This window comes from Streptomyces sp. NPDC004721 (genome assembly GCF_053601495.1).
The window spans coordinates 1-11,436 of the sequence record NZ_JBSGBZ010000109.1 but is presented as its reverse complement, the minus strand read 5'-3'; the positions used below and the strand labels follow the sequence as shown (position 1 = coordinate 11,436).

Sequence of the window (11,436 nt, the reverse complement as noted above, 5' to 3'; positions counted from 1 at the left end):
CGGGCCCATCAGCTGCTGCGCCAGCCGGTCCAGCTCACGGAAGGGGTCAGTGCGCATCAACATCGTGAAAACACCTCCAGCAGGTTCAGGCAGTAGCTGCCAATGCGCCTCACTGACACCGTTGTAACATGTCATCCAATGGATGACAAACATGATGTCGTCTACGTGATGACGATCCGAGGGAGGTGCCCGTGACCGCACCCGACCAGCCGGTCTCCACCGACACCGACGCCCACAGCCCGGCGTCGTTCCTCGCCGCCGCGGCGGCCCTGAAAGCCATAGACGACGCCCTGCGCGACGCCCAGCACGAGACCCCCGACACCCTCGGCACCGGGCCGGCCCCGGAGCAGGCCCTCGCCTCGCTGATGCTGCTGCGGCAGGTACGTGAGCGGCTCGCCGGCTGGGAGACCGGCCTGATCGAAACGGCCCGGGACGCGGGAGCCAGCTGGGCCGACCTCGCCGCTCCCCTGGGTGTCGCCAGCCGCCAGGCCGCCGAGCGCCGCTACCTGCGCGGCCGCCCCGGCCCGGCCGGGACCACCGGCGAACAGCGTGTGACGGCCACCCGCCAGGCCCGGGCCGCCGACCGCAACACCGCCACCTGGGCCCGCCGCAATGCGGCCGACCTGCGCCGCCTCGCCGGCCAGATCACCGCCCTCACCGACCTCCCCCCCGCCGCCCGCCGCCCGCTCAATGAGCTCCACGCGGCCCTCGCCCACAACGACCCCGCCGACCTCATCGCCCCCCTGGCCGCCGCCCGCCCCCACCTGGCCGCCGCCCACCCCGACCTCGCCGCCCGGCTCGACACCCTCACACCCCCCTGACCTCGCCCAGCCCAGTCAGCCTCCGCCCCGGGCGAACCCCCGGTTGCCCTCGAAGTCCGGCGGCAGTCGTCCTCCGGGTTACGCCACCGGTTCGCCCCGGCACCCAGATCTCCCGCCGACACAGCGCATCCCGCAAGCTGACCAGCACACACAGCTCGTAGAGGCCAGCTTCTTCGTCCGCGCCTCGTGGGTTCGCGCCGGGGCATCACTCTTACAGATGTGTTTGCGGCAAAATCACACGCATCGAACCTGAAGAAAATCTGTCGCGGTCACAGTAGACATGGGCTCGTCGCAGGGTTATTTTTTTCCGTGTACCCAGGAAGTCGAGATGGGCACGGCAGAGATGAACTGCCGCGCATGCAGGTCAAGCAGGACCCCCACGGGGGCTGCGAGCAGTACCCGCGTTATCCAGCAGTACGACCGAGTAGCCGAAGGTAAAGGAGCAGACGCCATCAGGATCGCCCGGGCGAGGAAGAAGTCCGCCCGGGTACCGCAGGCCCCGGATTGGAAGGTGGTCCCCGGTCACGCATCCGCGATCCCCGCAGCCCCGCCCTCCCAGGCGGAACCTGCGGACAAAGAAGACCGGCGCAGTTCGCCGGTAGATGGTGTTGAAAAGCTCGGGGCCCGGGTGCCGTACGGCACCCGGGCCCCCCGACGTGTCCCCTGAAAGAAGAGGTCTATGCCCCCTGCCAGTTCCCGTCCCGTCGATAATCTCGACGATGACGACTACCCCGCCTACACCATGGGCCGGGCCGCCGAGATGCTCGGCACCACCCCCGCCTTCCTCCGCGCACTCGGCGAACACCTCCTGATCACCCCGCTGCGCTCCGAAGGCGGCCACCGCCGCTACTCCCGCTACCAGCTGCGCATCGCCGCCCGCGCCCGCGAACTCGTCGACCAGGGCACCCCCATCGAATCCGCCTGCCGCATCGTCATCCTCGAAGACCAGCTCGAAGAAGCCCGGCGTATCAACGAGCAACTGCGTACACAAGGCCGCAAGTCGCAGTCGAAGAACTCAGCCTGAATCAGCACGCCGATCCTGGGGTGAACACCGGCCAGCGGACGATGCTGCCGCCACCGGCCGCGCCGCCGTAAGCACCCTCGATCAATCGTCCATGGACTCCATGATGCCGCCCCGGCCGCGGCCTCTCAGGCGGCCTGACCGAAGCCGGCCGCGGCCGGGTCCGCCTCGCGCAGCGGGGCGAAATCCACGTCCAGCTTCGGGTCGTACGCCTCGGGCTGGATGCCGAGCTCGTGCGTGCTGTACTCGCCGAACCGGTTGATGTGCTCGGTCAGGTACGGCGAGATGTGCGCCAGGTCCTCCGGCTCGATCGTCCAGCCTTCCTCCAGCAGTTGGCGGACGATCTCGGCGATGTCCAGGGCATTGTGAAAAATGACCGCGTTCGTGAGCAGAGCGTTGAGCCTGCACGAATACCGCCACTCCTCCCTGACCCACCTCGGTGAGCATGGTGCCTCGCTGCTCATGCTGATGGCGAAGTCCCGGCACAGGAAGCCGGAGAACGTCCGCTACTTCAAGCCGTCTCCGGAGGCGATCGCCGAGATCACCAGCGTGCTCGCGCCCGAAACGCCCGCCGCTGATGCGCGGCTGCCGCCGGGTCGGCTGCTCAATGGCTTCCGATTCCATCGTCAGCGCTGCTGGCCTGGCATCGTGTTCGGGGGCTCAGAGGGGCACTCGAAGGCCGCGCGCCCGCGTCGGCTTGCTGAGCGGGCGCGGGCGCAGGACGAGGGCTGGTCAGGCGTGAGCGCCTTGGCGAGGAAGTCGATCGCCTGAGTGATGGCGGCCTCGGCGGCGTTGGTGCCGCGCAGGGCGTTGAGCATGACGAAGTCGTGGATGATGGCCTGGTAGCGGGTGGCGGTGACCGGGACGCCGGCCTGGCGGAGCTTGTTGGCGTATGCCTCGCCCTCATCACGCAGGACGTCAGCTTCGCCGGTGATGACCAGCGCCTGGGGGAGGCCGGTGAGCTGCTCGGCGGTGGCGCGCAGCGGGGAGGCGGTGATCTCGGCGCGCTGGGTGGGGTCGGTTGTGTACTGGTCCCAGAACCACTGCATGGCGTCGCGGCGCAGGAAGTAGCCCTCGGCGAACTGACGGTACGACGAGGTGTTGAAGCTGGCGTCGGTGACCGGGTAGAAGAGCACCTGGGCGAGGAGCGGGACGCCGCCGCGTGCCTTGGCCATGAGGGTGAGAGCGGCGGTCATGTTGCCGCCGACGCTGTCGCCGGCGACGGCGATGCGGGTGGCGTCCAGGCCCTTGGTCGCGCCGTCGGTGACGACCCAGCGGGCGACGGTGAAGTTCTGCTCGATGGCGACCGGGTAGCGGGCCTCCGGGGAGAGGTCGTACTCGGGGAAAACCACGGCCGCGCCCGCGCCGACGGCGAGCTCGCGCACCAGGCGGTCGTGGGTGTGGGCGTTGCCGAAGACCCAGCCGGCGCCGTGGATGTAGACGATGACGGGCAAGGGGCCGGCGGCACCGGCCGGCTTGACGATCCGGGCCCGGACCGAGCCGGTCGGCCCGCCGGCCACCGGTGGCGACCGAGGGGCGCTTGCCCTGGTTCTTGCCCGAGGTGATGACGAGCTTGCGGGCGATCTCGGGGACGGGGGCGCCCTGCCCGCCGGGGGACTGCTGCACGGTGGCCACGGCCGTCTCGCCGTGGCGCAGTCGCTGCCACGGGTGCGTGAACGGTGGCAGCGGGCCGCTGCCGTCCGACCGATCGCGCCGGCGGAAGGGACGAGATTCGAGTCGCCGACGCCACGGACAAGGCCATCACCGCCGCGTGCCGGCACGCCACACACCTGTGTCCATGCCGGTCATGTGGAGCTGGAAGGACGCACGCCCGCGCCGCCCTCGCCTCCGGGGTGCGGGCCGGGGACGAGGTTCCGTTCTGGGCTCTGGTGTGGGGCCCGCTGGCCGCCACCGTCCACTCCCCTACGGTGAAGGTGTTCGAGACCTTGGGCGACCGGCCGAACGCCGCCCGGCAGTACGCGACCGCTGCGGGCAGACGGCCGGGGGCGACGTACGCCCGGATCATCGCCCTCGACCTGGTCGCCCAGGCCGAGCAGCAGGCCAAGCAGGGCTATTCGAGCCGGGGCGGTTCAAGCACAGGCCATTGTCGTTTCCCGAGAGCAGTTGGCGACAACGAGAGCAGTTGGCGACAAGACGGGCAGTTCCTGCGTCGAGTGGTGTTCAGCCTGCGGTGAGCCGGCGGACCTCCACTCCGAGGCCGTGGTAGACCTGCCGCCCATGGTCATCGCCCGACCTGGTCCCGGTCAGGATGCCGGGGCGGTCAGGACGGCCTTGGCAGCCAGCCGAAGATTCCTGATCATCGGATTCGGGTCGCCCTTGCGGCTGACCAGGACGACCCGGCTGGGGGGAGCGCCCTCGACCGGGACGGTGACGAGGTTAGGACGCAGTGAGCTACGCCGATCGCCGACCGGTAGCACGGCGATCGCCCTGCCACTCGCGACGAGTTCGAGCTTGTCCTCGTAGCTCTCGATCGGCGGCACGCCGGCCCCGAGGATCCGGTAGGAAGCCCAGTCTGCGGTCTCGAACGCGCACGGCGCCGCCTCTTCGCCAGCCAGTTCTTCCGCGGTCACCGACGCGCGGTCGGCCAAGGGATGGCCGCGCGGGACCACGAGCATCCGGGGCTCCTCGTACAGCGGGGTGGTGAACACGTCGTCGGCAACGAGCGGCAGCGGGGCCCGCGCGATCAGGGCGTCGACGCGCTTGTCGGACAGTGCCCCGACGTCGCGGCAGCTCAGATGCCGGGTGGCGATCTCGGCGTTGGGGTAACGACGGCGCAGTTCCCGTACGGCGGCAGTGATCACCAGGTCTTCGACGTAGCCGATGGCGATTCGTTCGGTCTGGGCTTGTTCACGCACGGCCAGCTCGGCCTGGCGGGCGGCCTGCAGCAGGGCTTGGGCCCGGGGGAGGAACGTCTGGCCGGCCGGAGTGAGTCGGGTGCCCTGGGGGGTTCGGTCCAGCAGTCGTGTGCCGAGATATTTTTCGAGCCGTTGGATCTGACGGCTCAGCGCCGGCTGGGCTACGTGCAGGTCGGCGGCGGCCCGGCCGAAGTGCTGGTGCGCCGCCACCACGGTGAAGTAGCGCACGAGCCGCAGTTCCAGGTCCTGTCCGAGATCGTTCACCCTTGCAGGGTACGCGTCATGCCGTTTCGGAATGATCAGGTTGCCGAACCGGTCTTGGACGGCCATGCCGTCCCGGGCCTTGACTGAAGGAGCAACGTTTCCCCGAGAAAGCGACAGGCGCGATGAAGGCGATCCAGTTCCACGAAGCGGGCGGGCCGGAAGTTCTGCAGTATGACGAGGTGCCGGTTCCCGAGATCGGCCCGGGCGAGGTGCTCGTCCGGGTGCACGCGGCGGGCATCAACCCGCCGGACTGGTACCTGCGTGAGGGGATGAAGGTGATGCCGGCCGAGATGAGGCCAGCGCTGGAGTTCCCCCTGATCCCTGGAACGGACATGTCGGGCGTGGTCCAGGCGGTCGCTCCGGATGTGCTGGGGTTCGCCGTCGGTGACGAGGTCTTCGGCATGCTTCGGTTCCCCGGATTCGACGGTCGGACATACGCCGAGTACGTGGCCGCGCCGGCTTCCGACCTGGCTCACAAGCCGGCCGGTATCGACCACGTGCAGGCGGCTGGGGCGCCGATGGCCGTGCTTACGGCCTGGCAGTATCTGGTTGATCTCGGCCACGACGTGCCGTCTCCTTTCACCGGCCAGGTGCACCGGCCGGTGCCGATCACGCCGGGGATGACCGTGCTGGTCAACGGGGCCGCCGGTGGAGTGGGCCACTTCGCGGTGCAGCTGGCGAAATGGAAGGGGGCACACGTCATCGCGGTGGCCTCGGGCCGGCACGAGCAGTTCCTGCGCAAGCTCGGCGCCGACGAGTTCATCGACTACACCACGACACAGGCCGCGGACGTGGCCAGCGGCGTCGACCTGGTGATCGACACCGTCGGTGGCCCGGACAGCTCACGCTTCCTGACCGTGCTCAAGCGCGGAGGCACCATGCTTCCGGTGTTCTTCGCCCAGTACGACCCGGAAGAGACGGCGCGTCTGGGCATCACCGTCTCGAACATTCAGGTACGTTCCAACGGCCCCCAGCTCGCCGAGATCGGGCACCTGCTCGACGAGGGCAAGCTCCAGGTCGGGGTGGACAGCACCTACCCGCTGCCCGAGGCGGGCCGCGCACACACGCGAGCCGCGCAGGGCCACATCCAAGGCAAGATCGTGCTGACGGTGGTCTCGTGATCGCCGAACTCCAGCAGGCGGTGGCGAACTACGCCCACGCCCTGGACGAGCTGAATGTGCCTGAGCTGGAAGCGGTCCTGACCGAGGACACCACCTGGACCTTCACGATGCCTGGACAAAGGGCGCTCGGCCCGGTCGCCGGACGCACGGCGGTGCTCGACTTCATCCGTGACGGGCACACGGCCCAGACCGGAAGGGTGCGGCACCACTTGAGCAATGTCGTGGTCACGACCGCGGACGCCGCCACCGCTGAGATGCGGGCCTACCTGCTGCAGACGAGGAACACCGGCGAAAGCATCCAGATGATCTCGACCGGGGTCTACACGTTCAGCCTGCGACGGTCCGACGGTAGGTGGCGGATCGCCGAGCTCACCCTGACGCTGGACAACGCCTTATAGGGGGTGTGACCCAGATACGCGTCAAAGGGCAACGAGCTGATCTTGAAGATCTGGCGGGCGTCCGGTCTCACGCGGTGCTGTCGGCTTCCTCGGCGAGGATGCGGTAGACGGTGGCGACCGAGGGGTGTTCGCCCTTGTTCTTGCCCGAGGTGATGGCGAGCTTCTGCGCGATCTGCGGTACGGGCACCCCGTTGGCCCGCAAGGACCGGGCGTAGGCGGCCATGTCGTCGTCGACGACCTTGGGGCGCCCGCCGTGCCGGCCGCGTTCGCGGGCGGACGCCTGGCCTTCGAGGGACTTCTCCCGGATGTATTCGCGCTCGGACTCGGCCATGCCGGCGAAGAAGGCGAACAGGGCGGCGCCGTGCCCGGACGGATCGTAGACGCCTTGGAGGGGGCCGGTGAGGAGTTCGAGTTCGATGTCGTGGTGGCGCAGGTCCTCGGCGATGGCCAGCAGCTCGGCGGCGCCACGGCCGAGGCGCTTCATCTCGTGGACGGTGAGGATGACCCGTTGGTGCGGGACGGCCTTCTTGATGGTGCGGACGAAGTCCATCGCCTTGACGAACTCCGGTCGTACCTTGATACGGGTGCTGATCTTCTCGGAGAAGACCGGGTCGCACCCGGCCTCGGCGAGCGCGTCGAGCTGGCTCTGGAGTTCTTGCTGGGCGGTGCTGCACCTCGCGTAGCCCACCCTGGTGGGCTTGGTAGCCGTCTCGTGTGCTGCGGCGTCGATGGCGGGGCCCATTTCCCACGCGCGGCCGGGGCCGCGGTCGGCGGGGGTCTTCACCTCCAGCTCGGCGCGGAGCTGGGGGACGAGCATGAAGCGGGGGGTGTGGTACTTCGGGGCGACTTTGCCGCCGCGGGTGCGGCAGGTGCTTCCGGCGGGCACCTCACAGGTCGGACAGTCGTACTGTTCGACTGCGGTGGCCGGTTCGGGGGGTTCTGGCATGTCGCAAAACCTATCGCGAGGGGCTTTGTGCGAAAGCCGTTTTGCGAGAGGTTGTGAGAGCGAAGATCAGGGGCAAACCGGACACGGCTCGGCGGGGGTTTCCGGTTTCTCAGAACTACTCATTTCTGCAAGCGCGGAGCGTGACGGCCGTCACGCTCCGCTCCTCCACGTAGTCATGTTGTCGCACCGGATGATCAGAGCTGTGGACTATGTTGTGGAGATGACTACCGGGACGGCATTGCGCCACACACGGATTGGTGACCCGGTGCTCTTCTGAGCGTCGTACGGGCCAGTGCGAGCCCGCTGCTCGATCGAGGGTCTTGCGCTGCTGCGCGGGCTCCGCCTAGGACGTGTTCGTCACCCGGCGGCTTGCGGTGACGGTTCGTCGTAGATCCCGACGCGTAGGACGTGCTCGATGACGCCGTCGAGCTTGTCGCGTGCCGCGGTCAGCTCGATGATGCGCTGCTGGATGGTGTCGCGCTCGTGCCGGATCTTGTCGTACATGCTGCCGGTGACCATTCCCGTAGACACGCACGGCAGCAGATCGACGATCGTGTGGCTGGGCAGGCCTGCGGCGTAGAGCTGCTGGATCAGCTGAACCCGCTCGACCGCGCCCTCGTCGTAGGTACGCTGCCCGCCCGCGGTGCGGTCCGAGTCCAGCAGCCCCTGCTGCTCGTAGTAACGCAGCGAGCGCACGCTGACGCCGGCTCGATCCGCCAGTTCCCCGATCCTCATCGTGTCTCCCGTCACATTCGCCTTGGCGGATTTGTCTCTGACATCAGTGTCAGGTTCTAGCGTAGGCGACGGCTCTAAGCACGGAGACCACCACACACCCGGCCCCCGTTCTCGCGCCCTGGTGCACGAGCAGACGGGACCGGGCAGAACGAATCGGCCTGAGGAGGCACACATCATGAGTGACGGCATCGACCTGACCGGCAAGAGCGAGCGGTACAAGAAGGGCATCGCCTACTACGAGTCGATCCACGGCGCGGCCGGCGCGCAGTCCTTCGACGCTTTGGAGGGCATCGCCCCTGGGTTCGCGGACCTGCTCATCGAGTTCACGCTCGGCGACATCCACTCCCGCCCCGGCCTGGACGTCAAGACGCGCGAGCTCCTCACCGTGGCCGCGCTGACCGCCATGGGCACCGCGAACCTCCAGCTCAAGACCCACGTCGACAGCGCGATGAACGTCGGCTGGACCAAGGAAGAGATCATCGAGACCCTCACCCAGATGGCCGTCTACGCCGGGTTCCCCGCCGCTCTCAACGGATTCTTCGCCGCGGCCGAGGTCTTCGCCGCCCGCGAAGCCGCCGGCCAGGAGGCCTGAAATGGAGCTCGCAGGACAGACCGCCCTGGTCACGGGCGCGAACCGCGGCATCGGCCGCCGGTTCGTTGCCGAGCTCCTCGCTCGTGACGTGCGCAAGGTCTACGCCGGCATCCGCAACCCAGATGCCGCCGACCAGGAGATGCGTGAGGACCCACGCGTCGAGCTCGTGCGCCTGGACATCACCGACACCGACGCGGTCGAGGCGGCAGCACACCGGGCCGAAGACGTGTCGGTGTTGATCAACAACGCCGGGATCTCCACCTCCCAGCCCCTCCTCAAGGCCGACGTCGACACCGTCAGGCGCGAGATCGAGACACACGTGTTCGGGACCCTCTCCATGGCCCGGGCGTTCACCCCCGCACTACGAGCGCACCAGGGCGCGATGGCCAACATCCTGTCCGCGCTGTCATGGTTCTCCTACCCCGGCTCCGGTGCCTACTCCGCGGCCAAAGCAGCCGAATGGAGCCTGACCAACAGCCTGCGTCTCGAGCTCGCTCCCGCAGGTGTCCTGGTCCAGGGCGTGCATCTGGGAGCGGCCGACACCGATATCAGCGCCGGGTACGAGGGACCCAAGATCGACCCCACCGACGTCGCACGCTTCAGCCTCGACGGGATCGAGAACAATCAGATCGAAGTCCTCGTCGACGACTGGAGCCGAACCGTCAAGGCCGCACTCACCAGCGAACCCAACGCCGTGCTCACCGCACTGGCCGGCTAGACCCGTACTTCGCGGGTCGTTGATTCGTATGGTGTGACCGGCCTGGGGGTGTCCTGGGCCGGGGGTGTGGCGTTGGATCGGGTGTGTCGATGACTTCCCGGTCCCCGCGGCCACGGTCTGTCCGTCAGCGTTTTGAAGTGGCGGTGACGTCCGTGGTGGAGAAGCGTCTGGGCGCTCTGCCTGTCGCTGCCGAGTTTCTGCGCCGGCTGGGTGTCGCCGGAATCGTCGACGCGGTGTGTCCTGGTGGCGCGAGTGCGCTGGTGACGCACGGGCAGGTGATCGAGGCGTTGGTGGCCAACCGGCTGACGTCGCCCGCGCCGCTGGTGCGGGTGGAGGACTGGGCTAGGTGCTGGGCGGTGGAGGAGGTCTTCGGGATCGAGCCCGGTCTGCTCAACGATGACCGTCTGGCCCGGGCACTGGATGCGATCGCTCCGCACCTGGAGCACATCGCAGGCACGGTCGGGGCGCGGGCGATCGGTGAGTTCGGGATCGATGTGGCCCGGATGCACTGGGACATGACCAGCATGTCCGTGCACGGGGCCTTCCCGGTCGAGAGCCAGGACGAGGACTTCCCCGTCATCGGCTATGGGCATCCCAAGGACCGGCGCTTCGATCTGAAGCAGGTCCAGGCCGGACTCGCGGTGTCGGCCGACGGCGGCATCCCGCTCCATGCCCGGGCCTTCGGCGGTGGCGCGGCCGAAGTCTCCCAGGTGGTCGGCGCGATGAAGGACCTGCGGGCCATGGCCGGTGAGCGCGACTTCCTGATGGTCGCCGACTCCAAGCTGGTGTCCTACTCCAACATCTGCGCTCTGCTGGCGGCCGGGGTCCAGTTCATCGCCCCGGCCCCGGCCGCGCAGGTCAAGGACGAGGTCTATGCCGCTCTCGATCTCGCGCAGGCCACCGTCGTGGACTGGACGCCGGACCGGGACGCGGGCAAGCCCGCCGAGCGGCGCGAGACCTACCGCGTGCTGGAAGACACCCACACCCTGACCGGGCCACGCAAGAGCGACCCGCCCCTCACCGTGCGACGGATCCTGGTCCACTCCACCGCGAACGCCGCCGGCCAGCAAGCCGCCCGGGCCAAACGCCTGGCCAAGGCCACCGAGGACCTGAACAAGCTCACCGCCGCGGCCGGCGGACCCACTACAAGACCCGGGAGAAGATCGTCGCCCGGATCGGAGTCATCGCAGCCAAGCGCCGTATCACCTCCTGCCTGCGCTGGGCCGTCACCGACACCGAGGACGGCACCCCGGTCCTGGCCTGGCACTTCGACCAAGGTGTCCTGGACGCCGAAGCTGCTGTCGACGGCTGGTACGCACTGCTGACGTCCGTCCCCGCCGACCGGGCAGACGCCGGGCAGGTCCTGATCCACTACAAGGGCCAGGGCGCGGTCGAGCGCCGCTACCACGACTTCAAGGGCCCGCTCGCGGTCGCGCCGGTCTTCGTGCAGCACAACCGGCGCGTCGCCGCCCTGATCCAGGTCATCTGCCTGGCCCTGCTGGTCTTCTGCCTGATCGAGCGGCAGGTCAGACGAGCGCTCGGCCCCGACCAGACCATGAGCGGTCTCTACCCCGACAACCGCCGCGTCCGCCCCACCGGCCGCATGATCTTCTACCACCTGGGCGAACTCACCCTGCGGATCGGCAACGTCACCGGCCCGCCCACCGTCCAGATCACCCGCGGCGTCCAACTCCACCTCCTCAACCTACTCGACACCGACATCGGACAGACCCGATGGCCACAGACCTGAAACGGTGACCCGCGAAGTCCGGGGCTAGACGAGTCATTCCGAATGCTGACGGTGCGTTTGGGAACGCGGACAGGGCGTCCAAGATCGATCTGTGACGAGTGACCTGGACGCCCTGCTCACCGCACTGTACGTGAAGATCGACGACGAGATTGGAGACACCCGATGGCTGGGCCGCCCACCGCGATTGACGGACT

14 protein-coding genes and 3 pseudogenes are annotated in these 11,436 nt (G+C 68.5%); 11 read left to right on the top strand and 6 right to left on the bottom strand.

Annotation, left to right across the window (positions count from 1 at the left end; translation table 11 throughout):
* Positions 1-63 (bottom strand): annotated as a pseudogene (locus ACWEK3_RS41125) (Hsp20/alpha crystallin family protein); the annotation flags it as partial.
* 128 nt (positions 64-191) lie between these two features.
* On the opposite strand from ACWEK3_RS41125, the gene ACWEK3_RS41120 reads away from it, so the two are divergent.
* Positions 192-821: a type III effector protein gene (locus tag ACWEK3_RS41120; RefSeq protein ID WP_453252142.1), complete on the top strand. Its 630-nt coding sequence runs from the start codon at positions 192-194 to the stop codon at positions 819-821.
* Between the two features lie 679 nt (positions 822-1,500).
* Complete coding sequence (locus tag ACWEK3_RS41115; protein WP_453252141.1) at positions 1,501-1,845, top strand: helix-turn-helix domain-containing protein; 345 nt, start codon at positions 1,501-1,503, stop codon at positions 1,843-1,845.
* Positions 1,846-1,970: 125 nt separating this feature from the next.
* Here ACWEK3_RS41115 and ACWEK3_RS41110 read toward each other — a convergent pair whose 3' ends face one another.
* On the bottom strand, positions 1,971-2,306 hold the full coding sequence (locus ACWEK3_RS41110) for a Tn3 family transposase (protein ID WP_453252140.1): 336 nt from the start codon (positions 2,304-2,306) through the stop codon (positions 1,971-1,973).
* Between ACWEK3_RS41110 and ACWEK3_RS41105 the strand changes: the two are divergent.
* Positions 2,245-2,403: pseudogene (locus ACWEK3_RS41105) on the top strand (site-specific integrase); the annotation flags it as partial. The gene ACWEK3_RS41110 and the pseudogene ACWEK3_RS41105 overlap by 62 nt on opposite strands.
* Positions 2,404-2,468: 65 nt before the next feature.
* On the opposite strand, the gene ACWEK3_RS41100 reads toward ACWEK3_RS41105, so the two are convergent.
* Positions 2,469-3,362: an alpha/beta hydrolase gene (locus ACWEK3_RS41100; RefSeq protein ID WP_453252139.1), complete on the bottom strand. Its 894-nt coding sequence runs from the start codon at positions 3,360-3,362 to the stop codon at positions 2,469-2,471.
* A 408-nt stretch (positions 3,363-3,770) separates the two neighbouring features.
* Here ACWEK3_RS41100 and ACWEK3_RS41095 point away from each other — a divergent pair, with 408 nt between their 5' ends.
* Entirely contained in the window at positions 3,771-4,037 is a 267-nt protein-coding gene (locus tag ACWEK3_RS41095; protein ID WP_453252138.1) for a hypothetical protein, read from the top strand.
* A 69-nt stretch (positions 4,038-4,106) separates the two neighbouring features.
* Here the strand turns inward: ACWEK3_RS41095 and ACWEK3_RS41090 are convergent, their stop codons facing one another.
* The gene (locus ACWEK3_RS41090) at positions 4,107-4,982 is read right to left on the bottom strand and encodes a LysR family transcriptional regulator (RefSeq protein ID WP_361421233.1); all 876 of its coding nucleotides are present in this window, start codon (positions 4,980-4,982) and stop codon (positions 4,107-4,109) included.
* Between the two features lie 122 nt (positions 4,983-5,104).
* On the opposite strand from ACWEK3_RS41090, the gene ACWEK3_RS41085 reads away from it, so the two are divergent.
* Together ACWEK3_RS41085 and ACWEK3_RS41080 are read left to right on the top strand one after the other, a co-directional pair.
* Positions 5,105-6,103, top strand: coding sequence for an NADP-dependent oxidoreductase (locus ACWEK3_RS41085; protein ID WP_361421231.1), 999 nt, complete (start codon positions 5,105-5,107; stop codon positions 6,101-6,103).
* Positions 6,100-6,501, top strand: coding sequence for a nuclear transport factor 2 family protein (locus ACWEK3_RS41080; RefSeq protein WP_390728171.1), 402 nt, complete (start codon positions 6,100-6,102; stop codon positions 6,499-6,501). The genes ACWEK3_RS41085 and ACWEK3_RS41080 overlap by 4 nt, the downstream gene beginning before the upstream one ends.
* Positions 6,502-6,568: 67 nt before the next feature.
* Here the strand turns inward: ACWEK3_RS41080 and ACWEK3_RS41075 are convergent, their stop codons facing one another.
* Positions 6,569-7,447, bottom strand: a complete 879-nt coding sequence (locus ACWEK3_RS41075) for a recombinase family protein (RefSeq protein ID WP_453252137.1) — start codon at positions 7,445-7,447, stop codon at positions 6,569-6,571.
* 357 nt (positions 7,448-7,804) lie between these two features.
* The gene (locus tag ACWEK3_RS41070) at positions 7,805-8,182 is read right to left on the bottom strand and encodes a MerR family transcriptional regulator (RefSeq protein WP_453252136.1); all 378 of its coding nucleotides are present in this window, start codon (positions 8,180-8,182) and stop codon (positions 7,805-7,807) included.
* A 175-nt stretch (positions 8,183-8,357) separates the two neighbouring features.
* Here ACWEK3_RS41070 and ACWEK3_RS41065 point away from each other — a divergent pair, with 175 nt between their 5' ends.
* The 5 genes and pseudogenes from ACWEK3_RS41065 to ACWEK3_RS41045 all read left to right on the top strand — a co-directional run.
* Entirely contained in the window at positions 8,358-8,774 is a 417-nt protein-coding gene (locus tag ACWEK3_RS41065; RefSeq protein ID WP_453252135.1) for a carboxymuconolactone decarboxylase family protein, read from the top strand.
* A gap of 1 nt (position 8,775) precedes the next feature.
* Positions 8,776-9,492: an SDR family oxidoreductase gene (locus tag ACWEK3_RS41060; RefSeq protein ID WP_453252134.1), complete on the top strand. Its 717-nt coding sequence runs from the start codon at positions 8,776-8,778 to the stop codon at positions 9,490-9,492.
* 137 nt (positions 9,493-9,629) lie between these two features.
* A complete protein-coding gene (locus ACWEK3_RS41055) occupies positions 9,630-10,817 on the top strand; it encodes an IS1634 family transposase (protein WP_453252133.1) in 1,188 nt (395 codons plus the stop codon).
* A 119-nt stretch (positions 10,818-10,936) separates the two neighbouring features.
* On the top strand, positions 10,937-11,242 hold the full coding sequence (locus ACWEK3_RS41050; RefSeq protein WP_453252132.1) for a hypothetical protein: 306 nt from the start codon (positions 10,937-10,939) through the stop codon (positions 11,240-11,242).
* 91 nt (positions 11,243-11,333) lie between these two features.
* Positions 11,334-11,436 (top strand): annotated as a pseudogene (locus ACWEK3_RS41045) (IS982 family transposase); the annotation flags it as partial.